Raw genomic sequence first — 22,662 nt, forward strand, 5'->3', positions numbered from 1 at the left:
AGACGGCTGCTCAGCCGCCGGTCATGTTCATGAAACGCAGGATCTGTACGTCGCCACCCACTTCAAAATGGTGGCGATAGGGTTTCAGGTGCAACGAATCGCGAATGGCTGTTTCCAGCCGCTGCGGGTTGCCCGGGTGAGCGCGCAGCACGTGTTTGAGGTCAACGGAGTGCTCGTTGCCCAGGCACAGTAAAAGGCGGCCTTCCACGGTGAGCCGCACCCGGTTGCAGGTGGCGCAGAAGTTGTGGCTATGGGGCGAGATGAAGCCCACCCGGGTGCCCGGCGCTTCGGCCAGCCGCCAGTAGCGGGCAGGGCCTTGGGACGATTCGGTAGATTCGACCAGGCTGAAGTGCTCGGCCAGGCGCTCGCGCACTTCGTCGCTGGAGCAAAACGACTCACCGCGCTCATGCTCGTTAATCACGCCCAGGGGCATTTCTTCGATGAAGGTGATGTCCAGCTCGCGGTCTATGGCAAAACGCACCAGGTCTACCAGCTCATGGTCGTTGCGGCCCTTGAGCACCACGCAGTTGAGCTTGGTACGGCGAAAACCCGCCAGACGCGCCGCGTCTATGCCCGCAATCACTTGATGCAGGTCGCCGGTACGTGTCAGTTGCTTGAAGCGCGCAGCATTCAGGCTGTCGAGGCTGATGTTCAGGCGTGTGACGCCCGCGTCGAACAGCGGCTGCGCCAGGCGCCCCAACTGCGAGCCGTTGCTGGTCAGGCACAGCTCGCGCAGGCCGTGCAGGGCGGCGATGCGCTCGCACAAGCCGACGATGCCTTGGCGCACCAGTGGCTCCCCGCCGGTCAGGCGGATCTTGCGGGTGCCCAGTGCCACGAAACGCTCGGCCACCTGGAACAGTTCCTCGAGGCTCAGGATCTGCTGGCGCGGCAGAAACTGCATGTCTTCGGCCATGCAATACACGCAGCGGAAATCGCAGCGGTCTGTCACGGACATCCGCAGGTAGTCGATTTTCCGGTTGAAGCCGTCGATCAGGGCCCGGCTGTTCTGTTCCACGTGCACACTCGAATGGGTGGGGTACGCCTCCAAGCTATAACCTGGGGGCAGGGCAGTCAAATTGCTTTGCCCGACCGTATGATAAACAGGCTCTATCGCGGCTTGGGGCGCATCATCGAAACCGCTTATCACTCCGTAAGATCTTTCGATTGGACGCCCCAGCACCACGCTCCGTAGGCTGAATGAAAGCACCGTAGCGTGAGGATTCACCGCATGAGCCAAGACGACCACATCAGGGACTACAAAGGCGCCGCCGCCGGCTGGGGGGCGCTCAAGAGCGTCACCAAAAGCTGGCTGGGCAGCGAAAACGCCTTCAAGAACCTGCGGGCCATGCTCAAGACCAACCAGAACGGTGGCTTCGACTGCCCCGGCTGCGCCTGGGGCGAGTCGCCGGAAAGCGATATGGTCAAGTTTTGCGAGAACGGGGCCAAAGCCGTCAACTGGGAGGCCACCGGCCGTTCGGTGGACCCTGCTTTCTTTGCCAAGTACAGCGTCAGCGCCCTGGCCGAACAGACCGACTACTGGCTGGAGTACCAGGGCCGGCTCACCCACCCCATGCGCTACGACGCCGCCACTGACCATTACGTGGAAACCAGCTGGGAAGAGGCGTTCGCCCTGATCGCCCGGCACCTGCGCGCACTCGGTTCGGCCGATGAGGCCGAGTTCTACACCTCAGGCCGCGCCAGCAATGAAGCCGCCTTCCTCTACCAGCTGTTCGTGCGCGCCTATGGCACCAACAACTTCCCCGACTGTTCCAACATGTGCCACGAGGCCAGCGGCGTGGGGATGTCCGAAACCCTCGGCGTGGGCAAGGGCACGGTGGTGTTTCACGACCTGGAACTGGCCGACGCCATCTTCGTGATCGGCCAGAACCCCGGGACCAACCACCCACGCATGCTTGAACCGTTGCGCGAGGCCGTGAAGCGCGGCGCGCAGGTGGTGTGTTTCAACCCCCTCAAGGAGCGCGGGCTGGAGCGCTTTCAGCACCCCCAGCACCCGTTCGAAATGCTCAGCAACGGCTCCGAGCCTACCAACACGGCGTATTTCCGCCCGAACCTGGGCGGCGACATGGCAGTAATGCGCGGCATCGCCAAATACCTGTTGCAATGGGAACGCGAGGCCCAGGCCAGCGGTGCGCCGGCGGTGTTCGACCACGCGTTCATCGCCGAGCACACCAGCGGCGTGGACGCCTACCTGCAAGCCGTGGATACCACGCCCTGGGCGCATATCGTGGAGCAGTCCGGGCTTACCCAGGCCGAGATCGAGCTGGCTGCGCGCATGTACCGCAAGGCCGAACGGGTGATCATGTGCTGGGCCATGGGCGTCACCCAGCACCGGCATTCGGTGCCTACCGTGCAGGAAATCGTCAACCTGCAGTTGTTGCGGGGCAACGTTGGTAAACCGGGGGCTGGGCTTTCCCCGGTGCGCGGTCACAGCAACGTGCAGGGTGACCGCACCATGGGTATCGACGAAAAGCCCAAGCCGGCGTTGCTCGATGCTCTCGAGAAGCGCTTCGAGTTCCGCGTGCCCCGTGCCCACGGCCACAACGCTGTGCTGGCGATCAAGGCCATGGAAGAGGGGCGCTCGAAGGTATTCATCGCCTTGGGCGGGAACTTCTCCCAAGCCACGCCAGACACCCCGCGCACCCACGCGGCGCTGCGCAAATGCGCGTTGACCGTACAGATTTCCACCAAACTCAACCGTTCGCACCTGGTCACTGGGGGCGATGCGCTGATCCTGCCGTGCCTGGGCCGGACCGAAATCGACGTGCAGGCCAACGGCCCGCAAGGGGTAACGGTGGAGGACACCTTCAGCATGGTGCACATCTCCCATGGGCAACTGCGGCCGCGCTCGCCGCACCTGCGCTCGGAGCCGTGGATTGTCGCCGGCATGGCCCAGGCCACCCTGGGCAAGCAGCCAATCGACTGGGAATACGCCGTGGCAGACTACGGCCGTATCCGCAGCATGATTGCCGACGTGATCCCAGGCTTTGCCGCGTTCAACGAGCGCCTGCAAGCACCTGGCGGCTTCCACCTGGGCAATGCCGCCGCTCAACGCACCTGGCGCACGGCTACCGGCAAGGCCCGCTTCAGCCCGCATGCATTGCCTGAGCAACTGGTCAACGCCAAGGTGCTGGCCCGGGGTGACACGCCTGACCTCATTCTGCAGACGCTGCGCTCCCACGATCAGTACAACACGACCTTGTACGGCCTGGACGACCGCTATCGCGGCGTATTCGGGCTACGTGAAGTGGTCTTCGTCAACGAAGCCGACATCCGCCGCCTGGGTTTCGAGCCCGGTGAGCAGGTAGACCTGGTGTCGCTGTGGGAGGATGGCGTGGAGCGTCGCGTATCGGGCTTCCGCCTGGTGGCCTATGACGTGCCTGAGGGGCAGGCCGCGGCCTACTACCCCGAAACCAACCCGCTGGTGCCGCTGGACAGTTACGGCGACGGCACCTACACGCCGACCTCCAAGTTTGTGGCAATCAAGGTCGAGAAGGCCAGGGCGGGCAACCGGATCGAGGCGGTGCTGGCGGCTGATTGACGGCGGCAGGCCCCAGTACAGCCACTCAGCATCAGGAACGATGCACCGGATAAGCCGTGGTGTACTTCATCTGCTCCATGGCAAAACTGGACGTGATGTTCGATAGCCCATCGGTACTGTTGATCAGCTTCTTGTAGAACCGGTCATAAGCGGCGATGTCCCCCACCACTACCCGCAGCATGTAGTCCCAGTCACCGGACATGCGATAGAACTCCATTACCTCCTCGAACGCGGTTACGGTTGCCGCAAACTGCTCAAGCCAGGCGCTGTCGTGCCGCTGGGTTTTCAGTTGCACGAACACCGTCAGCCCCAGCCCTAGCCGTTCAGGGTCCAGCAGGGCGACGCGGCCTACGATGTAACCCTCGTCCTCCAGGCGCTTGACGCGCTTCCAGCAGGGGGTGGTGGACAGGTTTACCGCCTCGGCCAGGTCCTTGAGGGACACCGAGGCATCGCGCTGCAGCAGGGTGAGAATGTGTTGGTCGAAGCTGTCCATGTCAGGCGCAGGCCTTGGCGAAGAAGTTTTCACAGGTTACCCCAAGGCCAGCACTTTGGGGTTGTGCGATAGTGGCAGCTTCACCTCTGCCAATGGGCCTGACCATGTCCGACAAGCCGCGCCATTTCGCCACCCGAACCATCCATGCCGGCGAGCAATTCAGCGTTGCCGACAATGCCATCTTCCCGGCTATCGTCACTGCCAGCTCGTTCATCAAGCGCGGCCTGGACGACAAGCCCGAGTATTCCTACAGCCGCGTGGGCAACCCCACCCGGCACGCTTATGAAACCTGCGTGGCGGCCCTGGAAGAGGGCGCCGGCGCGGTCGCCTGCGCGTCCGGGGTAAACGCCACGGCCACCGTGCTGGAACTGCTGCCCAAGGACGCCCACGTGGTGGTGATGAACGGCGTGTACGGCGGCACCTTCCGCATCATGGAAGATTACCGCAGCCACACCTCAGGCCTGACCACTACCTATGTCGACCTCAACGACCTGCAGGCTGTGGCTGCGGCCATCAAGCCGGAAACCCGGCTGATCTGGATCGAGTCGCCCACCAACCCCCTGCTGCACCTGGTCGATATCAAGGCGGTGTGCGACCTTGCCCGCGCGCGGGGCATCCTCACCTGCATCGACAACACGTTCTGCTCCCCCTGGAACCAGCGCCCGATCACCTTGGGTGTAGACCTGGTGATGCATTCGGCCAGCAAGTACATCGGTGGCCACTCCGACCTGACTGGCGGCGTGGTGGTGGCCGCCAGCGACGAACTGCTGCACCGCCTGCGCCGTATCAGCATGGCGATCGGTGCGGTGCAGGGCCCGTTCGACTGCTACCTGGCGCTGCGTGGCCTGAAAACCCTGGACGTGCGTATGGAGCGCCAATGCGCCAACGCGCTGCGCGTGGCGCGCATGCTCGAACGCCACCCCCAGGTGCAGCAGGTGTACTACCCGGGCCTTGAAAGCCACCCGCAGCATGAACTGTGCAAGCGCCAGATGCGCAGTGGCGGGGCAGTGGTGGCCATGAAGGTAAAAGGCGACCGAGCTGCCATGAACCGCCTGGTGGAGGCGTTGCAGATTTTTGTGCTGGCCGATTCGCTGGGCGGGGTGGAAAGCATGATCAACCATTCGTGGAGCATGTCCCACTGCTCCCTCAGCCCCGAGCAGAAGGGTGTGATGGGGATCAGCGAAAACCTGCTACGGCTGTCGGTGGGGATCGAAGACAGCGCTGATCTGATCGAGGACCTTGAAAACGCCCTCGGCGCCCTGATTACCCGGTAGCCACCTTGGCGTAAACCTTGATGCCCATCTAAAGGAGTAGATATGAGCGTCGTTCTCTACAGCTATACCCTGTGCGTACTGGTGTTGTTCGGCAAGATGTTGGCGATATCGTGCTACCAAGGGTTTTACCGTATCGGGCGCATGACCTTCAAAAATGCTGAGGATGCACGCCTGGTTGGTCGCGCAGCGAGCGCAGAAGAGCTTCCGCAGGTGGCCCGGGCGTCGCAGGCTTGGTCGAACGATTTGGAGAATATTCCCTTGTTCTTCGTTCTCGGGGGGCTCTATGTAGCGCTGGACGGGCCGGCCGGTCCCGCACCCTGGTTATTTGGCGCATTCACGGTCGCGCGCATCATGCATACAGTTACCTACTTGGGTCGCTGGCAACCATGGCGTACGTTGTCTTATGCCGTGGGGACGATATGTCTGCTTTGGCTGGCAGGTCTGATCACCACCCAATTGGTGACCAGCAGCCGTTGAGACACGGCTGCTGGCATGGGCGACACTGCTATGGGTATGGGCGAAGAGGTTCAAGCGCCGGGAGGGGTCATGCTCCCGGTGCGTGAATGACGCGCTCGATCTTGTCCTTGATCAACAGCCGCTCCTTGCGCAGCCGGTTGACAACATCGTCATTGGTGCCATTGCTTTCTGCAGCGAGCACCTCCTTGTCCTTGGCGTTGTATTCCTTGTGCAGTGCGTGCAGCGTCTGGTCCTTGTCAATGAGCGCCTGGAAGGCATCGGCGGTTACGTGCAAGTCAGCGAGCAGGTCATGCGGAACTGGCATTTCTTCACCTCGGTCAGGTTGGTCGGTAAGGTCCTGACCACTGAGGATAGCTGCGTTTGGCCGGCTCTGGCGGCCGGGGTTGGCTGAACGCCAGCTGAACAAGTTGCATTGCGCACATGAAAACAGGCGACTCACGGAATTGTAACGTTATTTTTCACATAAAATTGATGGCACGCTTTCTAGAGTTCGCGCAGTTTGCTCCCGGTGCCATCCGGCCCGGGAGGTCTCATGCCTGGTTGTGAACGCCCATGCCCAACATCAAACCCCTGCGGACCGAATGGGTCACGCTGCTGGCCAGCCTGTACCTGCTGATCGGCTTCAATTTCTTTCTCTGGCAGCACCTCGAACAAGTGGTGCCGCCTGGCTTGCCGGGTTTGTGGCTGAGCCTTGCGTTCGCCGTGCTGATGCTGTTCGCCTTCAACCTGATATTGACCCTGTGCGCCTTCCGCTACGTGCTCAAGCCGTTGCTGATCGTGTTGTTCATGAGCGGCGCGGGTGTGGCGTACTTCATGAACCGTTACGGTGTGCTGATCGACGCCGGCATGTTCGCCAACATGGCCGAAACCAACGTGGCCGAAGTCCGCGACCTGATGTCGCTGAAGTTCGCTTTGTACATACTCGGGCTGGGTGTGGTGCCTTCGCTGCTGCTGTGGAAAGCCCCTGTTGTGTACCGCACCTGGCAGCGCGAGCTGCTGGGCAAACTGGTGGTCAGCGCGGCGTGCGTGGTGGGTTTGGGCTCGGTGGGCCTGGCCAACTACCAGGGCCTGTCGTCGCTGCTGCGCAACCACCATGAATTGCGCCTGATGCTGACGCCCAGCAATATCGTCGGCGCATCCATGACCTATGTGAGCGAGCGCGTGTCCACAGCCTCGCGGCCGTTCCAGCCATATGGTGAAGATGCCAGCCGCGACGCTGCCTGGCACAGCCACCAGCGCAAGTCGCTGACCGTGCTGGTGGTCGGGGAGAGCGCCCGTGCAGACCACTTTGGGGTGTTGGGCTACAACCGCGACACTACGCCGCACCTGGCGAAGGAACAGGGCCTGCTGGCGTTTTCCGATGTGCACTCGTGTGGTACCGAAACGGCAGTGTCGGTGCCGTGCATGTTCTCTGGCATGGCGCGCAAGGACTATGACGCCCGCGTGGCAAAAAACCGTGAAGGGCTGCTGGACATCCTCAAACGTGCCGGCCTGGACGTGCAGTGGCGCGACAACCAGTCCGGCTGCAAGGGCACCTGCGACCGTGTGCAGTACGTCAACCTCACCAACCTGAAAGACCCGCAATTGTGCGCAGGCGGCGAATGCCACGACCAGGTGCTGCTGCAAGGGCTGGGCGAACTGATCGACAACCTCGACAAAGACACCGTGCTGGTGCTGCACCAGATGGGCAGCCACGGCCCCGACTACTTCAAACGCTACCCGCAAGCCGACCAGCGCTTCACCCCGGTGTGCCAGAGCAACGCCCTGGACCAATGCAGCCAGCAGGAGATCATCAACGGCTACGACAACACCCTGGCCTATACCGACCGTGTGCTGGCGTCGCTCATCGATACCCTGCGCAGCAAGCAGGACAAGGTGGACACGGCCATGATCTACCTGTCGGACCATGGCGAGTCGCTGGGCGAGTACAACCTGTTCCTGCATGGCACCCCTTACGCCATCGCCCCCGAGCAGCAAAAGCACGTACCGTTGCTGGCCTGGTTCTCCGAGAGCTACCAGCAGGACTTCGGCGTGGACACCGGTTGCCTGGCCAAGCTGGGCGATGCGCCGTTGTCCCAGGACAACCTGTTCCACTCGATGCTCGGCCTGTTGCAGGTGCATACCGGGGTGTATCAGCGGTCCCTGGACCTGTTTGCCGGCTGCCGCCCCTGGCTTGCCGCTGCCAACGGCCAATAGCACCCTTGGTCGGTAATGACGATGGCCTGGGTTTCACCCGCAGTGCCCGCGCCGTATATACTGCGCGCCAATGTTAGTGGGAGAGCCTCGTGGCCATCGAAATACACTGGATCCGTGACGACCAGAGCCTGGCCGCACATTGCAGCGACTGGCGCCAACTGCCTTTCGTCGCCGTCGACACCGAATTCATGCGCGTCGACACCTTCTACCCCAAGGCCGGGTTGATCCAGATTGGCGACGGCAAGCGCGCCTTCCTGATCGATCCGTTGCTCATCGGCAACTGGCAACCCCTTGCCGACCTGCTCGAAGACAACGGTGTGGTCAAGGTACTGCATGCCTGCAGCGAAGACCTCGAGGTGCTGCTGCGCCTGACCGGGCGTTTGCCGCAGCCGTTGTTCGACACCCAGTTGGCGGCGGGTTACCTGAACCTGGGTTTCTCCATGGGCTATTCGCGGCTGGTGCAGGAGGTGCTCGGCATCGACTTGCCGAAAGGCGAGACGCGCTCCGACTGGCTACAGCGCCCGCTTTCCGATACCCAGGTCAGCTACGCCGCCGAAGATGCCGTGCACCTGGCGGAGCTGTTCATTGCCGTGCGCCCGCGCCTGTCCGACGACAAGTACGCGTGGGTGTTGGAGGACGGTGCCGAGCTGGTGGCCCAGCTGCGCCGTGACGTGGAACCCGAGGGCCTGTACCGTGACGTGAAGCTGGCCTGGAAGTTGGCGCCTCAGCAGTTGGCGGTGCTGCGCGAGCTGTGCGCCTGGCGCGAGCGCGAGGCGCGCCAGCGTGACGTGCCCCGCAACCGCATCCTCAAGGAGCACTCGCTGTGGCCCATGGCCAAGAGCCAGCCCAGCAACCTGGCAGCCTTGGCTCGCATTGACGAGATGCACCCGCGCACCATTCGCCAGGACGGCGAGTTTCTCGTCCAACTGATCAAGCGTGCGGCCAGCCTGCCCCCGGAACAGTGGCCGCCGGTACTGCCCGAGCCGTTGCCCATCGAAGCCTCTGGCATTTTGAAACAGCTGCGCGCGGTGGGGCAGGCCGAAGGTGAGCGCCTGGGCATTGCGCCCGAGCTGATGCTGCGCAAGAAAACCCTTGAGGCGTTGCTCAAGAGCGGCTACCCCAATGGCCCTTATCAATTGCCCGATTCGCTGCGCGGCTGGCGTCGCGAGCGCATGGGCCAGGCCCTGTTGAACAGCCTGGCCGGCGGCGGAGAAACCCGATGAAACGTATCTGCTCCATCTACAAGAGCCCGCGCAAGCGCGAAATGTACCTGTACCTGCTCAAGGCCGATGGCCTGGAGCGCGTGCCCGAAGCCCTGCTGCCGTTTTTCGGCCCCCCCCAGCATGCCTTTGACCTGGTGTTGACCCCAGAGCGCAAGCTGGCCCGTGAAGACATCGCCAAGGTGCTGGAGAACCTGGAAAACCAGGGTTATCACCTGCAAATGCCGCCACCGGACGACGACTACATCGAGCACCTGCCCGAAGAGTTGCTGCGCCGTAACGACCCGGCCTGATCATGCGTGTACTGATTGCCGAGCATAAGCATGCGCGTTATGCCGAACTGCTGGCCCAGGCCGCACCTGACCTTGAAGTGCTGACCAGCGGTGACTCCGCGCAACTGTCGCGCTTTGCTGCGCAGTGCCCGGTGTGGCTGGGCCAGCCGGACCTGCTGGCCAGCCTGCTGCGCCAGGGCCATGTGCCGCAATGGGTGCAGACCACCTGGGCCGGGATCACGCCGCTGCTGGCGCCGGGCCTGCCACGCAGCTACCGCCTCACCCGGGCAGTGGGCATTTTCGGCCAGGTGATGGCGGAGTACATGCTGACCTACATGCTGGGGCATGAGCGGGAGGTATTGTCGCGCCTGGTCAGCCAGGTGGAGCGGCGCTGGGATGACCGTCAGGGCTGCTCCCTCGAAGGGCGCAAGGTGCTGGTGGTGGGCACCGGTGATATCGGCCAGCGCGTGGCGGCGTTTCTGCAGCCGTTTGGTGTGGTGCTCTATGGCGTAGCGACTAGCGCCCGGGAGCAGGCGCCGTTCGTCGAGGTTGCGGCGCTTGAGAACCTGCCACGCCTGGTGGGCGAGGTGGACTATGTATTGAACTTGCTGCCCGATACACCGGCCACCCATGATATCTATGACGCAGCCATGTTCAGGCGCTTCCGGCCCACGGCGTTGTTCATCAACGCCGGGCGCGGTGTGTCGGTGGTCGATGGCGACCTGGTGGAGGCCTTGAAGCAGGGCCACCTGGCCGGTGCGGTGATCGATGTGTGCCGCCAGGAGCCGTTGCCCCGGCAGCACCCATTCTGGACCGCCTGGGGCTTGTTGCTGACCGGCCACAGCTCGGCGCCGACCTCGCCTGCCGCGATGGTGCGGTTGTTCGTCGAAAATGTGCGAGCTTATGGCACCGGCCAGGCGCTGCGCGGTGAAGTCGACTTCGCTCGCGGCTATTGACCGCAGCTGCAAGCTACAAGCTGCAAGCGGCAAGAAAAAGCCGTACGCGCTGCCTTTGCTTGCAGCTTCTAGCTTGCAGCTTGTAGCTGCCCTAATGCAGGAAAACCGTGGGATGAACGCTGAAAACGCGCCGTTCTGGCGTGGTAAAACCCTTGAACAACTCAGCCTGCAAGAGTGGGAATCGCTGTGCGATGGCTGTGGGCTGTGCTGCCTGCAAAAGCTCGAGGATGAAGACGACAACAGCGTCTATTACACGCGCATTGCCTGTAAGTTGCTGGACCTGAACACCTGCCAGTGCAGCGATTACCCCAACCGCTTCGCCCACGTACCCGATTGCATTCAGCTTACCCCGGGCAAGGCCGACCAGTTCCGCTGGCTGCCCAGCACCTGCGGTTACCGGCTGGTCAGCGAAGGCAAGGACCTGCCGGCCTGGCACCACCTGGTTTGCGGTGACCGCCAGCAGGTGCACGAACAGCGCATCTCCCAGGCTGGGCGTATGCTCAGTGAGCAGGCCGTGCACGAAGATGACTGGGAAGACCACCTGATTTTCCGCGCCAGTTAACGGCGCGCCTCGCTGCGGCGGGGGACAAGGAGTTGTGTTATGCGTTGCCACCCGTTGTTGCTGTTGGGCCTGCTGGCCGCCTCACCCGCCTGGGCGAAAAAGGTCGACCTGGACTACCAAGTACGCTTGATGCCCGCCAGCGGGCAGGCCGAAGTTCGCGTCACCCTGGCTGACGGCAGTGCTGTGCGCAGCCTGGATTTCGACCTGGGCAAGCTCGGCGCGTACAGCGGTTTCCAGGCCGACGGCCAGTGGCAGCTGCGTGGCCAGCACGGTGTGTGGCAACCGGCCTCCGGCAAGACCAGCCTCAGCTACCGCGTGCAACTGGACCAGAAGCACAGCAACGGCGCCTATGGTGCCAGGATCACCCCGCACTGGGCGCTGTTTCAGGGCGATCAGCTGATTCCACCTGCGCATCTCGACCAGCAGGACGGCACCGAACTGGTCGCGCGGCTCACCTTCGACCTCCCCGAGGCCTGGAAAAGCGTTGAAACCGCCTGGGCGCGTATCGGCAAGGACAAGTTCCGTATCGACGACAGCTCGCGGCTGTTCGACCGCCCGACAGGCTGGATACTGGCCGGCGACCTAGGCAGCCGCCGCGCCCGCCTGGGCGACACCGATGTGACCGTGGCAGCGCCCGTGGGGCAGGGTATGCGGCGCATGGACAGCCTGACCTTGCTTACCTACGTATGGCCACAGCTGCAGGCGACGTTCCCGCGCAACCCACCCAAACTGTTGGTGGTCGGTGCCCGGGACGGCATGTGGCGCGGGGCAATGGCGGCCCATGGCTCGCTGTACCTGCACAGCGGCAGGCCAATGGTGAGCGAGAACGGCAGCAGCCCATTGTTGCGCGAGGTCGTGCAGCTGTTTACCCAGATTCGCGCACGCGACGGCAGTGACTGGCTGGTGGAGAGCCTGACGGATTATTACGCCAGTGAACTGCTGCGCAGGTCTGGTGGGATGAGCGACGACCGTTATCAGGCCTGGCAGGCACGGCTCAGCAAGCAGGGCGCCAAGGTCACCACACTCAAGGGTGACCAGGCCAGCCCCGCTCAGGTAGCGCGGGGCGTGATGTTGCTGCAGGCCCTGGACAAGGAAATCCGCATCCATACCCAGGCCAAGCGTTCTCTCGATGACGTGGCGCGCGGGTTGATGCGCCTGCCAAGCGTCAGCACGGAGGAGTTCGTGAAGATCAGCGAGAACGTGCTGGGGCGCAGCTCCGACGTGTTACAGAGCAAAGCCTTGCGTTAAAGGCTCCACGCCCGACGCATCAGGTATCAGCCACAGGGTCCTTGCCGGTCACCGTGACGCCTTCGGTAGCCGCTTTGGCGCTGTCTTTCAAGGCCTCCAGCTCGGCACCGCTGCGTTGCAGGTCTGTACGCAGCCGGTTGTATTCCTGGCGGTTGCGCTGCAGCCAGGCCTTGGTGGCGCAGTGGCCGCTCAGGCCCCGGGCCAGCGCCAGGCCGCCCACAGCTACCTTCAGCAGCCCAAGCACACCGCCCTGACGCAGCCCCCTGGTGACCATCAGCGCCCCACCCGCCAGCGAGCTGACGCGCTCGATGCCGTGAACGTTCTGGTCCTTTGATGGCGCAGTAGCATGGTTATCAAGCATGGCAAGCCCTCCTTGTGAAGTGTATGCAGCTGACCCGGCTGCCCTTGGCGTCGTTCAGTCGGGTTGCCGGGCAGCCTCGCCAGCGGCACGTGCACCTACTTGAACTTGGGCCCCGAGCGGGTATTGAGCCCTTTGGCCAGGCGGTCATACAGCACCACGTTCACGGTCGCCGCCAGGTTCATGCAGCCTTCGGTAGGGATGTAGATGGTTTCTTCGCACCAGGCACGTACCTCGGCACTGAGGCTGCCGTCTTCGGGGCCGAAGATGTAGAGGGCGCGGTCTGGGTGGGTGTATTCGGGCAGCGGGCGGGCGCCCTCCACCAGTTCGACCGCCACAGGCGTGCAGCCTAGCGGGATGATGCGTTGCAGGTCGTCGATGCCGATCAGCGGGATGTCGTAATGCACACGCTTGGTGTCGGTGACGAAGTCACGGGCGCGCTCGTAGCGCTTGCCGGTATAGAACACCGAGTTGACCCCGTAGCAGCCGGCTGCGCGCATGACCGAGCCAACGTTTTCGGCCGACTTGGGGTTGAACAGGCCAATGCAACTGTATCGTTTGTTAGCCACGTACCGGGGCCCTTCGCAAAAAAGCGCGATTATACGGGCTGCCCGGCCGTAGCGGGGGCTCGATGGTCAGTCCTTCTTCAGCAGGCCAGCCAGGCCGGCGAACGGGTTGTGGGTGGCCTTGGCGATGCTGGGGGTGCTGGTGGAGCCTTCGCTGAAGTATTGCTGGTCGGTGTAGCGCGAATGTTCGTTGTCGTGGCAGTACAGGCACAGCAGTTCCCAGTTGGAGCCGTCCTGCGGGTTGTTGTCGTGGTTGTGGTCGCGGTGGTGCACCGTCAGCTCGCTCAGGCGCTTGCCGGCGAATTCCCGGGCGCAGCGGCCGCACACGTGGGGGTACATCCTCAGGGCCTTGTCGCGGTAGCCCATTTCCTTGTCGCGCTTGGCATCGGCCAGAATACGGTCCAGGCGCGCAGTGGCGGCGGAAGTGGAGGAGGTCATGGTGTTTCCTTCGTTCTTATCAGGCAGGTGACGGTTATGCCATCGAGTCTAGCGCGCTTGCAGGGCTGACGGACAGGCACAAACTGCAATATCAGCGTAGCCTGTAGGAAGTTTCTAGACAGGAGGTTGCTGATGCTCGCTGCGATCCTCGCCATGACGATGCTGGCAGGCGTGCCGTTGGCCGAAGCCGCCAGCACACCGCCCAGGTTGAGCACGCCGGTGCCCGGCGCACCCGGCACGCCAACCCCAACGCCCTACCCGCAGATCACCCCAAGCAGCCCGCCCAAGGCCTACGACCCTGAACCAGGGGCGCCGCTGCTGCCGCCGATGCCCGTGCCCGGGCCGCCGAAGGACCAACCACTGCCAGGTTTGCGCCAGGAGGCAGACAAACCCGTGACGCCCGGCAAGTGATCACAGCGCCGGCAGGTGCCGGCTACATCCCCAGCTCACCCAGCACGAACGCATATTCCAGCGCCACGTCCTTCAGCCCCTGGTAGCGCCCGCTCATACCGCCGTGGCCAGCGCCCATCTCGGTCTTGAGCAGCAGCAGGTGGCTGTCGGTCTTGCAGGTACGCAGGCGCGCCACCCATTTGGCGGCCTCCCAATATTGCACGCGGCTGTCGTTGTAGCCGGCCACCACCAGCATGGCGGGGTAGGCTTGTGCCTTCACGTTCTCGTAGGGGGCATAGGCCTTGATCCGCTCGTACACCTGCGGCTCCTGCGGGTTGCCCCATTCATCGTACTCGGTCACCGTCAGCGGCAGCTCGGGGTCGAGCATGGTGTTGAGCACGTCGACGAACGGCACCTCGGCAATGGCGCAACGCACCAGGTCGGGGCGCAGGTTCAGCACAGCACCGATCAACAGGCCACCCGCACTGCCGCCACTGATGGCCAGCCGGTCGCTGGCCGTCACGCCTTCGCCAATCAGGTGTTCGGCGCAGGCAATGAAGTCACTGAAGGTGTTGTGCTTGTGCGCCTGCTTGCCGGCGCGGTACCAGGCCTCACCCAGTTCACCGCCGCCGCGCACGTGGGCAATGGCAAAGGCCACGCCGCGCTCGAGCAGGCTCAGCCGCGCGTGGGAAAACCACGGGTCCAGGCTCTCGCCGTAGGCGCCATAACCGTACAGGTACAACGGTACCGTGCGGCCCAGGTCCTGACGGCGACGCACCAGGCTGATCGGCACCCGGGTACCGTCCGCTGCGGTGGCCCACAGCCGTTCGCTGACATAGTCGTCAGCATCGAAGGGGCCCAGTACCGGGGTTTGCTTGAGCACCACCTGGGCACCGTCGGCCAGTTCCAGCTGGCGCACCTGGGCCGGGCGGTTGAGTGCTTCGTAGCGCAAGCGCAGGCGCGGGCTGGCGAATTCCAGGCTGTCCTGCACATACAGGCTATAGGCAGCGTCAGGCAACTGCACCCGGTAGGCAGGCAGGCCCTGAGGGCGTACTTCGATGATGGGCAAGCCACCCTCGCGCAGGCTCAGGGTGAGCGCCTCGGCATTCAGGCTCAGCCCCTCCAGCATGATGTCGTCACGGTGCGCGACCAGTTGCTGCCAGGCGTCACGGCCTGGCACCGGCATGGACGGGGCGTGGTACAGGGCGAAGTTGATGCCGTCCTGGTTGGTGCGGATGAACCAGCGCCACTCACCGTCCAGCTGGCCGTGGTCGGGGAAGTATTCGTGGCCTTCCTCGCGTGATGCCAGGCAGGTGAACGGCTGCTGCGGGGTATCGGCATCCAGCACCCAGGCTTCGCTGGTGGTCTTGCTGCCCAGCAGCAGCACCAGCTGGCGTTCGGAACTGGTGCGGTAGCAATGCAGGAAGAACCGCCCGTCTGGCTCTTCGAACACCGTGTGCGCAGCATCGCTACCCAGCGTGTGGCGGCGCAGGCGCCAGGGGCGATGGGTGTCGTCAAGCTCGGCGAAGAACAGCGTCTGGCTGTCGTTGGCCCAGGTCAGGCTGCCGTCGCAATCTACGAAGGGCAGGGTGGTAAGCGCGCCGGTGGCGAGGTCCTTCACGTAGAGGGTGTAGATTTCGTCGCCGCTGGTATCCAGGCTGTAGGCCAGCAGGCGGTGGTCCGGGCTGACATTGAAGGCGCCCAGCGACAGGAAGCCACCGCCTGCCAGGGCGTTGGGGTCGAGCAGCAGTTGCTCCTGGGCCTGGTCGACGGTGTTGGAGTCGTCGGCAGGGCGCGGGCAGCGGTAGTGGCGTGGGTATTCATCCCCCGCCGTGGTGCGGGTGTAGTACAGGTACGGCCCCCATGGAGTGGGCAGCGACAGGTCGGTTTCCTGGATGCGGCCCTTTATTTCTTCGAACAGCTGCTCGCGCAGGGGCGCCTGGTCTGCCAGGCAGGCTTGCTGGTAGTCGTTTTCGGCGTGCAGGTAGGCGAGCACTTCAGGGGTGTCGCGCTGTTGCAGCCAGGCGTACGGGTCGGCGGCATGGTCGGCGCGGGCGATGGGCGGCTGTGGCTTGCTGGGCATTGGGGATCTCTTGGCCGAAACAGGGAGACGCTGTCTGCGCCCGGAAAAGTGTTTATCATAGGCATCTATTTGCCTGGCTTGCACCCACACCATGATCGAGAACGACTACACCCTTGCCTGGGGCCTGTACGCAGTGGCGGCCTTGGGTTGCCTGCTGGTGGGCTTCAAGCTCACCGCCTGGATGTGGCGCTGGCTGCGCGAGCCGCTGCTGGTAGTACTGGCCGTGTTGCTGTTCACCCCGACCGTGGTCGACCCGGTGAAGGACAACTTCGCCCCGGCCATCGCCATCACCGCCCTGGACGTCGCCTTCAAGGTCGGCAACAACGCCTGGCGGGCGGTGTCGGACTTCGCCATGTACGGGCTCATCGCCTTTATCCTGTATGGCGTCTTCGTGCTGCTGCGCTGGCCGCTGGAAAAACGCGCCCGTGAGCGCCGCCTGCGCGCAGAAGCGGCTGCCCAGCGCGAGGCGGCCGAAGGCGAGCAGCTTGCTGCGCAGGCACCGTTGGCTGCGGAGCGCCACGACCGTTACCGCGACCCTGCGCCAGCCGCCCCCCAGGGCGGTGGCCGGGTCGAGCCCCGTTTGTAAGCGGAGACACAGCCATGTGCGAACTGCTGGGCATGAGTGCCAACGTTCCCACCGATATCGTATTCAGCTTCACCGGCCTGATGCAGCGCGGTGGGCGTACCGGCCCGCACCGTGACGGCTGGGGCATTGGCTTCTATGAAGGGCGTGGCCTGCGCCTGTTCCAGGACCCGGCCGCCAGCAGCGAGTCGGAGGTGGCCAACCTGGTGCAGCGCTACCCGATCAAGAGCGAGGTGGTGATCGGCCACATTCGCCAGGCCAACGTGGGCAAGGTCTGCCTGGCCAATACCCACCCCTTCGTGCGGGAAATGTGGGGCCGCAACTGGTGCTTTGCGCACAACGGTCAGCTGGGTGATTTCAAGGGCGGCAATGGCTTCTATCGGCCGGTGGGCGACACCGACAGCGAAGCGGCCTTCTGCGACCTGCTCAACCGCGTGCGCAGCGCCTTCCCCGACCCCGTACCGGTTGAGCAGCTGTTGCCGGTGCTGGTCGAAGCCTGTGCCGGTTACCGCAGCCTGGGGGTGTTCAACTGCATGCTCAGTGACGGGGACTGGCTGTTCTGTTTCTGCTCCACCAAGCTAGTGCACATCACCCGCCGGGCCCCCTTTGGCGCGGCGCGGTTGAAGGATGTCGACCTGATCGTCGATTTCCATACCCAAACCACCCCCAATGACGTGGTCACGGTGATCGCCACCGAGGCCTTGACCGAGAACGAGACCTGGAACCGTTACGAGCCAGGTCAATGGGCCCTGTGGCGGCACGGAGAGTGCACCGCGCACGGCCAAAGCTAAGGACGCTGCATGTTCAGAAGTTACCTGCGGTTGCTGCTGTTCACCTTCGGCCTGCTGGTCGGTATCCAGGTCCCGGGGCTGGTCAAGGACTATAGCCAGCGTGTCGAGGCGCACCTGTTCGAATCCCGCGAGGCGCTGGACGGCTTCCGCCAGACAGCCGAGCGCTTCTTCAATGGCGACCTGCAAGCCCTGCTGCGGCACTACCGCAGCAGCGACGACCCGGTGTTCAACAGCGATGCCAACAGCATCGAAAGCCTGATGATCCGCAACCAGTTGCTGGAAACCGAATGGCAGGCCCTGCAAGGGTCATGGGCGCAGCGCACCTGGCATGTGCTGGTGCAGGCCGACCCGCAGCTGCGCGAAGAAACCCTCAATGGCTACACCTACCAGATCGTGTTGGTCCCTGAGGCGATCGGCTGGGGCGTGGGGGGCGGGTTCGTGCTCGCACTCCTGGTGGAAAGCGTGTTGCTGGGCATAGGCTGGTTGATAGTGGGTGGGCGCCGCCGGGTGGTGAAGGAGAGTTGGCGCTGACGGTCAGGTATCGGGAGGCTTCACATGCTGCTCAATTGTGACATGGGTGAGAGTTTCGGCAGCTGGCGCATGGGCCTGGATGCCGAGGTGATGCCTTACATCGATTGCGCCAACATCGCCTGCGGCTACCACGCTGGCGACCCGGGCACCATGCGCCGCACCGTGGCACTGGCGCTGGAGCATGGGGTGAGCATCGGCGCCCACCCGGCCTACCCGGACCTGGTCGGCTTTGGCCGCCGCTCCATGGCCTGCAGCCCGGAAGAAATCCGCGACCTGCTGCACTACCAGATCGGCGCGCTGGGCGGCATCTGCAAGGTGCAGGGCGGGCGTGTGGCCTATGTGAAGCCCCACGGCGCGCTGTACAACGACATGATGGCCGACCCGCTTGTTCTGCGTACCGTGCTGGAAGCTGTGGCGGCCTACAGCGGCGACCTGCCGCTGGTGCTGATGGCCACCGCCGACAATCGCCCCGCCCAGGCCTTGGGTGATGAGCTCGGCGTGCCATTGTGGTTCGAGGCATTCGCCGACCGCGGCTATACGGCCAGCGGCCATCTGGTGTCGCGCCGCTTGCCCGGTGCTGTGCACCACGACCCGGTGCGGGTGGTGGAGCAAGCGGTTAGCCTGGCCCGGGGCGACACGCTGGTAGCGAACGATGGCAGCACCCTGTGCCTGGAGGCCACCACGCTCTGCGTGCACGGCGACAACGACAGTTCGGTGGCAGCGGTGCGGCAGATACGTCAGGCCCTCGATGCGCTGGGGGCTCGGTGACGCCGCGCATCGAGGTCGTCGCCATCGATACCCTGATGGTGCGGCTGTTCCAGCGTATCGACGAGGCCAACATGCCGTGGATGCTCGCCGCCAGGCAGCGCATCAGCACGGCATTTGGCACGCACCTGTTAGACCTCGTGCCTTCCTACACCACCTTGATGGTGCAGTTCGCCTTGCCACCCAGCGAGGCGAGGGCGTTGATCACCCAGGCGCTGGAAGGCCTGCAGCCAGACGCCGGGAGTGGTGGCCGCCGGCATGAAATTCCGGTGTGGTACCACGCCAGTGTCGGCCCAGAACTCCCCGTGCTGGCAGCCCGCAGCGGGTTGAGCGAGGCCGAGGTGGTTCGCGTGCACAGCGAGCGTGATTACCCTGTGTTCGCCCTGGGCTTTGCCCCCGGCTTCGGCTTCATGGGCCTAGTGGACGAACGCCTGGCCAGCCCGCGCCTGAGCACCCCGCGCAAGCAGGTGGCGGCGGGTAGCGTGGGCATTGCTGAGCGCCAGACGGCGGCGTACCCGGCGGTATCGCCAGGTGGCTGGAACCTGATCGGGCGTACCCCGGTGCGTTTGTTCGACCGTGAGCGTGAAGGCTTCAGCCTGCTGCAACCCGGTGACCGCGTGCGTTTCGTGCCGGTTTCGCGCAGCCAGTTCCTGGCGTTGGGCGGCGATGACGAGGCGCAGCCATGAATCATTTGCAGATCCACGCCAGCACGCCACTGTGCCAGTTGCAAGACGCCGGGCGCTTCGGGGTGCGCCACCTGGGCGTGACCCAGGGCGGCGCGCTGGATTGGGTGGCCCTGTACTGGGCCAACTGGCTGCTGGGCAATGCGCTCGGCGCGCCGGTGGTCGAGGTGGCGCTGGGTGGCTTTTGCGTCGAGGCCCGGCAGGATTGCGTACTGGCCTTGGCCGGCGCCCACCTGCATGCCTGCATCGATGATGAGCCTCTGCAGCCTTGGCGCAGCTTCGCGCTGGCCAAGGGACAGCGGCTCAGCTTCAAACACCCCGGACACGGGGTGCGGGCCTATCTGGCAGCCCCAGGCGGCTTTCACGGCACGCCGGTACTGGGCAGTTGTGCCACCGTGGTGCGTGAGGGGCTTGGGGGGATGGACGGGCAGGGTGCTGCACTGGTGAAAGACCAGTGCCTGACGTTTGCCGGTACTGTCGCCCCGCTGCGCGAGGTGCCGCTGGCGCAGCGCCCACCCGTTGCACAAAACCCTGTGCTTGATATGGTGATAGGCGCGCAAATTGGCGATTTCAGTGGTACCAGCCTCTTCGAGGCATTCAACCGGGAGTGGACGCTGGACAGCCGGGCCGACCGCATGGGTATTCGCCTGTTAGGCCCGCAACTGGTCTATCAGGGCGCGCCGATGATTTCCGAAGGCATACCACTGGGTGCGGTGCAGGTGCCGCCGGATGGCCAGCCGATCGTGTTGCTCAATGACCGGCAGACCATTGGTGGGTATCCGCGGCTGGGCGCGCTGACACCCCTTGCGCTGGCCCAGCTGGCGCAGTGCATGCCAGGGGCGGGCGTGCGGTTCAGGCCGGTGGTGCAGGATGAGGCCTGGCGTGAGCAGCAGCGTTGCCTGGGCCGTTGGTTGTAAGGCTTGTGGCCCTATCGCGAGCTTTGCTCGCTCCTACGGTTATTGCAGCGTAATTGGCCCAAAAAATGTAGGAGCGAGCGCAGCTCGCGATGCGCCGCGCGGCTGCGCTCGATCTCATAGGCGTAAACCGTGTTGCAGCGAACACATGCCACATGCCCCAATGCTCACTTCGACAAATACCGCATCCCATCTTCCAGCCCCTGCAAGGTCAGCGGGTACATCTTGTCTTCGATCAAGTCCCGTACCAGGTGGGTGGACGCGGTGTAGTCCCAGGCCTGCCTGGGGTACGGGTTGATCCAGATGATCTTCCTGAATTTCTCCATGAAGCGCTGCATCCACACATAGCCGGCCTCTTCATTCCAGTGTTCCACGCTACCGCCGGGCTGAGTGATTTCATAAGGCGCCATGGCGGCGTCCCCCACGAACACCACCTTGTAGTCATCGCCGTACTTGTGCAGCAGATCAAAGGTTGAATACCGCTCCGAGGTGCGGCGCAGGTTATTCTTCCACACCGACTCGTAGACGAAATTGTGGAAGTAGTAGTACTCCAGGTGCTTGAACTCGGTCTTGCACGCCGAGAACAGCTCCTCGCACACTTTGACGTGGGCATCCATCGACCCACCGATGTCGAACAGCAACAGCAGCTTCACCGTGTTGCGCCGCTCCGGGCGCATCTGGATGTTCAGCAGGCCGGCATCGCGGGCGGTATGGTCGATGGTGCCGTCGATATCCAGCTCTTCTGCAGCACCTTCCCGGGCGAACTTGCGCAGCCGCCGCAGGGCCAGCTTGATGTTGCGGGTACCCAGTTCCACCTGGTCGTCCAGGTTGCGGTACTCGCGCTGGTCCCACACCTTCACGGCCTTGCCCTGGCGCATGCCGGCATCGCCCACGCGGATGCCTTCGGGGTTGTAGCCACCCGAGCCGAACGGGCTGGTGCCACCGGTGCCGATCCACTTGTTACCGCCGGCATGGCGCTCCTTTTGCTCTTCAAGGCGCTGCTTGAACGCTTCGATCAGCTTGTCCAGGCCACCCAACGACTGGATTTGCGCGCGTTCCTCGTCGCTCAGCGAACGCTCGAATTCCTTGCGCAGCCAATCTTCGGGGATCAGCGCCTCGATGTGCCTGTCGAGGTTCTCAAGGCCGTTGAAGTAGGCGGCGAAGGCGCGGTCGAACTTGTCGAAATGACGCTCGTCCTTCACCAGAATGGCGCGGGCCAGGTAGTAGAATTCGTCCATGTCGGCGAACACCACGTGCCGCTGCAGGGCCTGGTGCAGGTCGAGCAGTTCGCGTACCGACACGGGCACCTTGGCCGCGCGCATTTCATTGAACAGGTTGAGCAGCATGGCCCGGCTCCATCAGCGGTTGCCGCGCCGGCTCATGAAGGCCAGGCGCTCCAGCAGTTGCACGTCCTGCTCGTTCTTGACCAGCGCACCGGCCAGCGGCGGAATGGCCTTGGTGGGGTCACGCTCGCGCAACACGGCTTCGCCGATGTTGTCTGCCATCAGCAGCTTGAGCCAGTCTACCAGTTCGGAGGTGGACGGCTTCTTTTTCAGCCCTGGCACCTTGCGCACGTCGAAGAACACATCCAGCGCTTCGCTGACCAGCGACTGGCTGATGTTGGGGTAGTGCACATCGACGATCTGCTGCAGGGTGCTGCGGTCGGGGAAGGCGATGTAATGGAAGAAGCAGCGACGCAGAAAGGCGTCAGGCAGTTCTTTTTCGTTGTTCGAGGTAATGATGATGATCGGCCGCTGCGTGGCCTTGATCGTCTCATCCGTCTCGTAGACGTAGAACTCCATCTTGTCGAGTTCTTGCAGCAGGTCGTTGGGGAACTCGATGTCGGCCTTGTCGATTTCATCGATCAGCAGAATGACCCGCTCCTGGGCCTCGAACGCCTCCCACAGCTTGCCCTTCTTCAGGTAATTGCGCACATCGTGGACCTTGTCCACGCCCAGTTGCGAGTCGCGCAGGCGGCTGACCGCGTCATACTCGTACAGGCCCTGTTGGGCCTTGGTGGTGGACTTGATGTGCCAGGTAATCAAGCGCGCACCGAATGAAGCCGCCAGTTGCTCGGCGAGCATGGTCTTGCCGGTGCCCGGCTCGCCCTTGACCAGCAGCGGGCGTTCGAGGGTAATCGCCGCGTTCACGGCCAGTTTCAGGTCGTCAGTGGCGACGTAATCGCGGGTGCCTTCGAACTTCATGGGGTTGTCCTCTGCGGGTGGCCGGCCCTGTGTTGGTACCGGCAACACCAATATTTGATTAGCCCTCGACTATAACGCGGGGCTACCCGGCTGCAAATG

Annotated in this window: 25 protein-coding genes; 16 read left to right on the top strand and 9 right to left on the bottom strand. The window is 63.8% G+C overall.

Annotated features, from left to right (window positions below):
- Positions 1-10: 10 nt before the first annotated feature.
- Entirely contained in the window at positions 11-1,015 is a 1,005-nt protein-coding gene (gene moaA, locus APH25_RS05430) for a GTP 3',8-cyclase MoaA (protein ID WP_082428216.1), read from the bottom strand.
- 213 nt (positions 1,016-1,228) lie between these two features.
- Here moaA and APH25_RS05435 point away from each other — a divergent pair, with 213 nt between their 5' ends.
- Positions 1,229-3,559, top strand: coding sequence for an FdhF/YdeP family oxidoreductase (locus tag APH25_RS05435; RefSeq protein ID WP_060481334.1), 2,331 nt, complete (start codon positions 1,229-1,231; stop codon positions 3,557-3,559).
- 31 nt (positions 3,560-3,590) lie between these two features.
- Here the strand turns inward: APH25_RS05435 and APH25_RS05440 are convergent, their stop codons facing one another.
- Positions 3,591-4,052 carry an Lrp/AsnC family transcriptional regulator gene (locus tag APH25_RS05440; protein ID WP_060481335.1) on the bottom strand — a complete coding sequence of 154 codons (462 nt, stop codon included), beginning with the start codon at positions 4,050-4,052 and terminating at the stop codon, positions 3,591-3,593.
- 92 nt (positions 4,053-4,144) lie between these two features.
- On the opposite strand from APH25_RS05440, the gene APH25_RS05445 reads away from it, so the two are divergent.
- A complete protein-coding gene (locus APH25_RS05445) occupies positions 4,145-5,326 on the top strand; it encodes a PLP-dependent aspartate aminotransferase family protein (protein ID WP_060481336.1) in 1,182 nt (393 codons plus the stop codon).
- 42 nt (positions 5,327-5,368) lie between these two features.
- A complete protein-coding gene (locus APH25_RS05450) occupies positions 5,369-5,803 on the top strand; it encodes an MAPEG family protein (protein WP_060481337.1) in 435 nt (144 codons plus the stop codon).
- Positions 5,804-5,870: 67 nt separating this feature from the next.
- Here the strand turns inward: APH25_RS05450 and APH25_RS05455 are convergent, their stop codons facing one another.
- Positions 5,871-6,107 carry a YdcH family protein gene (locus APH25_RS05455; RefSeq protein ID WP_028635409.1) on the bottom strand — a complete coding sequence of 79 codons (237 nt, stop codon included), beginning with the start codon at positions 6,105-6,107 and terminating at the stop codon, positions 5,871-5,873.
- A 248-nt stretch (positions 6,108-6,355) separates the two neighbouring features.
- Here APH25_RS05455 and APH25_RS05460 point away from each other — a divergent pair, with 248 nt between their 5' ends.
- From APH25_RS05460 to APH25_RS05485, 6 genes are all read left to right on the top strand, one after another.
- Positions 6,356-7,999, top strand: coding sequence for a phosphoethanolamine transferase (locus APH25_RS05460; RefSeq protein WP_060481338.1), 1,644 nt, complete (start codon positions 6,356-6,358; stop codon positions 7,997-7,999).
- Between the two features lie 89 nt (positions 8,000-8,088).
- On the top strand, positions 8,089-9,222 hold the full coding sequence (gene rnd, locus APH25_RS05465; protein ID WP_060481339.1) for a ribonuclease D: 1,134 nt from the start codon (positions 8,089-8,091) through the stop codon (positions 9,220-9,222).
- The gene (locus APH25_RS05470; protein WP_060481340.1) at positions 9,219-9,512 is read left to right on the top strand and encodes a YcgL domain-containing protein; all 294 of its coding nucleotides are present in this window, start codon (positions 9,219-9,221) and stop codon (positions 9,510-9,512) included. The genes rnd and APH25_RS05470 overlap by 4 nt, the downstream gene beginning before the upstream one ends.
- Positions 9,513-9,514: 2 nt before the next feature.
- Positions 9,515-10,447, top strand: coding sequence for a D-2-hydroxyacid dehydrogenase (locus APH25_RS05475; RefSeq protein ID WP_060481341.1), 933 nt, complete (start codon positions 9,515-9,517; stop codon positions 10,445-10,447).
- 112 nt (positions 10,448-10,559) lie between these two features.
- Positions 10,560-11,009 (top strand): YcgN family cysteine cluster protein, encoded by a 450-nt coding sequence (locus tag APH25_RS05480; protein WP_060481342.1) that lies wholly within the window; start codon positions 10,560-10,562, stop codon positions 11,007-11,009.
- A 39-nt stretch (positions 11,010-11,048) separates the two neighbouring features.
- A complete protein-coding gene (locus tag APH25_RS05485; protein WP_060481343.1) occupies positions 11,049-12,257 on the top strand; it encodes a hypothetical protein in 1,209 nt (402 codons plus the stop codon).
- A 19-nt stretch (positions 12,258-12,276) separates the two neighbouring features.
- Here APH25_RS05485 and APH25_RS05490 read toward each other — a convergent pair whose 3' ends face one another.
- The 3 genes from APH25_RS05490 to APH25_RS05500 all read right to left on the bottom strand — a co-directional run bounded on the left by APH25_RS05490 (position 12,277) and on the right by APH25_RS05500 (position 13,619).
- On the bottom strand, positions 12,277-12,618 hold the full coding sequence (locus tag APH25_RS05490; protein WP_028635416.1) for a DUF2892 domain-containing protein: 342 nt from the start codon (positions 12,616-12,618) through the stop codon (positions 12,277-12,279).
- A gap of 95 nt (positions 12,619-12,713) precedes the next feature.
- Positions 12,714-13,184 carry an RNA methyltransferase gene (locus APH25_RS05495; protein ID WP_028635417.1) on the bottom strand — a complete coding sequence of 157 codons (471 nt, stop codon included), beginning with the start codon at positions 13,182-13,184 and terminating at the stop codon, positions 12,714-12,716.
- Between the two features lie 66 nt (positions 13,185-13,250).
- Positions 13,251-13,619, bottom strand: coding sequence for a YajD family HNH nuclease (locus APH25_RS05500; protein WP_028635418.1), 369 nt, complete (start codon positions 13,617-13,619; stop codon positions 13,251-13,253).
- A 132-nt stretch (positions 13,620-13,751) separates the two neighbouring features.
- Between APH25_RS05500 and APH25_RS05505 the strand changes: the two genes are divergently transcribed.
- Positions 13,752-14,030 carry a hypothetical protein gene (locus tag APH25_RS05505; protein WP_028635419.1) on the top strand — a complete coding sequence of 93 codons (279 nt, stop codon included), beginning with the start codon at positions 13,752-13,754 and terminating at the stop codon, positions 14,028-14,030.
- Positions 14,031-14,052: 22 nt separating this feature from the next.
- On the opposite strand, the gene APH25_RS05510 is transcribed toward APH25_RS05505, so the two are convergent.
- A complete protein-coding gene (locus APH25_RS05510) occupies positions 14,053-16,092 on the bottom strand; it encodes a S9 family peptidase (RefSeq protein WP_060481344.1) in 2,040 nt (679 codons plus the stop codon).
- A gap of 91 nt (positions 16,093-16,183) precedes the next feature.
- On the opposite strand from APH25_RS05510, the gene APH25_RS05515 reads away from it, so the two are divergent.
- The 6 genes from APH25_RS05515 to APH25_RS05540 are packed head-to-tail and all read left to right on the top strand — an operon-like array spanning position 16,184 to position 20,362.
- The gene (locus APH25_RS05515; RefSeq protein WP_060481345.1) at positions 16,184-16,678 is read left to right on the top strand and encodes a hypothetical protein; all 495 of its coding nucleotides are present in this window, start codon (positions 16,184-16,186) and stop codon (positions 16,676-16,678) included.
- A 14-nt stretch (positions 16,679-16,692) separates the two neighbouring features.
- A complete protein-coding gene (locus tag APH25_RS05520) occupies positions 16,693-17,466 on the top strand; it encodes a class II glutamine amidotransferase (protein ID WP_028635422.1) in 774 nt (257 codons plus the stop codon).
- Positions 17,467-17,475: 9 nt separating this feature from the next.
- Positions 17,476-17,997: a DUF2937 family protein gene (locus APH25_RS05525; protein WP_060481346.1), complete on the top strand. Its 522-nt coding sequence runs from the start codon at positions 17,476-17,478 to the stop codon at positions 17,995-17,997.
- 24 nt (positions 17,998-18,021) lie between these two features.
- Positions 18,022-18,765, top strand: coding sequence for a 5-oxoprolinase subunit PxpA (locus tag APH25_RS05530; protein WP_042141831.1), 744 nt, complete (start codon positions 18,022-18,024; stop codon positions 18,763-18,765).
- Positions 18,762-19,448 carry a 5-oxoprolinase subunit PxpB gene (gene pxpB / locus APH25_RS05535; protein WP_060481347.1) on the top strand — a complete coding sequence of 229 codons (687 nt, stop codon included), beginning with the start codon at positions 18,762-18,764 and terminating at the stop codon, positions 19,446-19,448. Before APH25_RS05530 ends, pxpB begins: the two co-directional genes overlap by 4 nt.
- Positions 19,445-20,362, top strand: coding sequence for a biotin-dependent carboxyltransferase family protein (locus tag APH25_RS05540; protein ID WP_060481348.1), 918 nt, complete (start codon positions 19,445-19,447; stop codon positions 20,360-20,362). The genes pxpB and APH25_RS05540 overlap by 4 nt, the downstream gene beginning before the upstream one ends.
- A 164-nt stretch (positions 20,363-20,526) precedes the next feature.
- On the opposite strand, the gene APH25_RS05545 is transcribed toward APH25_RS05540, so the two are convergent.
- Both APH25_RS05545 and APH25_RS05550 read right to left on the bottom strand, forming a co-directional pair.
- Positions 20,527-21,705 carry a VWA domain-containing protein gene (locus APH25_RS05545; RefSeq protein ID WP_060481349.1) on the bottom strand — a complete coding sequence of 393 codons (1,179 nt, stop codon included), beginning with the start codon at positions 21,703-21,705 and terminating at the stop codon, positions 20,527-20,529.
- Between the two features lie 12 nt (positions 21,706-21,717).
- Positions 21,718-22,563 (bottom strand): MoxR family ATPase, encoded by an 846-nt coding sequence (locus APH25_RS05550; protein WP_028635428.1) that lies wholly within the window; start codon positions 22,561-22,563, stop codon positions 21,718-21,720.
- Positions 22,564-22,662: the final 99 nt, after the last annotated feature.

It is taken from the genome of Pseudomonas sp. NBRC 111119 (genome assembly GCF_001320125.1).
GTDB classification, from domain to species: Bacteria; Pseudomonadota; Gammaproteobacteria; order Pseudomonadales; family Pseudomonadaceae; genus Aquipseudomonas; species Aquipseudomonas parafulva.

Coding starts and splice junctions, on each gene's coding strand:
- APH25_RS05435 (WP_060481334.1), top strand. CDS start 1,229: ATGAGCCAAGACGACCACATCAGGGACTACAAAGGCGCCGCCGCCGGC.
- APH25_RS05440 (WP_060481335.1), bottom strand. CDS start 4,052: ATGGACAGCTTCGACCAACACATTCTCACCCTGCTGCAGCGCGATGCC.
- APH25_RS05445 (WP_060481336.1), top strand. CDS start 4,145: ATGGGCCTGACCATGTCCGACAAGCCGCGCCATTTCGCCACCCGAACC.
- APH25_RS05450 (WP_060481337.1), top strand. CDS start 5,369: ATGAGCGTCGTTCTCTACAGCTATACCCTGTGCGTACTGGTGTTGTTC.
- APH25_RS05455 (WP_028635409.1), bottom strand. CDS start 6,107: ATGCCAGTTCCGCATGACCTGCTCGCTGACTTGCACGTAACCGCCGAT.
- APH25_RS05460 (WP_060481338.1), top strand. CDS start 6,356: ATGCCCAACATCAAACCCCTGCGGACCGAATGGGTCACGCTGCTGGCC.
- APH25_RS05470 (WP_060481340.1), top strand. CDS start 9,219: ATGAAACGTATCTGCTCCATCTACAAGAGCCCGCGCAAGCGCGAAATG.
- APH25_RS05475 (WP_060481341.1), top strand. CDS start 9,515: ATGCGTGTACTGATTGCCGAGCATAAGCATGCGCGTTATGCCGAACTG.
- APH25_RS05480 (WP_060481342.1), top strand. CDS start 10,560: ATGAACGCTGAAAACGCGCCGTTCTGGCGTGGTAAAACCCTTGAACAA.
- APH25_RS05485 (WP_060481343.1), top strand. CDS start 11,049: ATGCGTTGCCACCCGTTGTTGCTGTTGGGCCTGCTGGCCGCCTCACCC.
- APH25_RS05490 (WP_028635416.1), bottom strand. CDS start 12,618: ATGCTTGATAACCATGCTACTGCGCCATCAAAGGACCAGAACGTTCAC.
- APH25_RS05500 (WP_028635418.1), bottom strand. CDS start 13,619: ATGACCTCCTCCACTTCCGCCGCCACTGCGCGCCTGGACCGTATTCTG.
- APH25_RS05505 (WP_028635419.1), top strand. CDS start 13,752: ATGCTCGCTGCGATCCTCGCCATGACGATGCTGGCAGGCGTGCCGTTG.
- APH25_RS05510 (WP_060481344.1), bottom strand. CDS start 16,092: ATGCCCAGCAAGCCACAGCCGCCCATCGCCCGCGCCGACCATGCCGCC.
- APH25_RS05515 (WP_060481345.1), top strand. CDS start 16,184: ATGATCGAGAACGACTACACCCTTGCCTGGGGCCTGTACGCAGTGGCG.
- APH25_RS05520 (WP_028635422.1), top strand. CDS start 16,693: ATGTGCGAACTGCTGGGCATGAGTGCCAACGTTCCCACCGATATCGTA.
- APH25_RS05525 (WP_060481346.1), top strand. CDS start 17,476: ATGTTCAGAAGTTACCTGCGGTTGCTGCTGTTCACCTTCGGCCTGCTG.
- APH25_RS05530 (WP_042141831.1), top strand. CDS start 18,022: ATGCTGCTCAATTGTGACATGGGTGAGAGTTTCGGCAGCTGGCGCATG.
- APH25_RS05540 (WP_060481348.1), top strand. CDS start 19,445: ATGAATCATTTGCAGATCCACGCCAGCACGCCACTGTGCCAGTTGCAA.
- APH25_RS05545 (WP_060481349.1), bottom strand. CDS start 21,705: ATGCTGCTCAACCTGTTCAATGAAATGCGCGCGGCCAAGGTGCCCGTG.
- APH25_RS05550 (WP_028635428.1), bottom strand. CDS start 22,563: ATGAAGTTCGAAGGCACCCGCGATTACGTCGCCACTGACGACCTGAAA.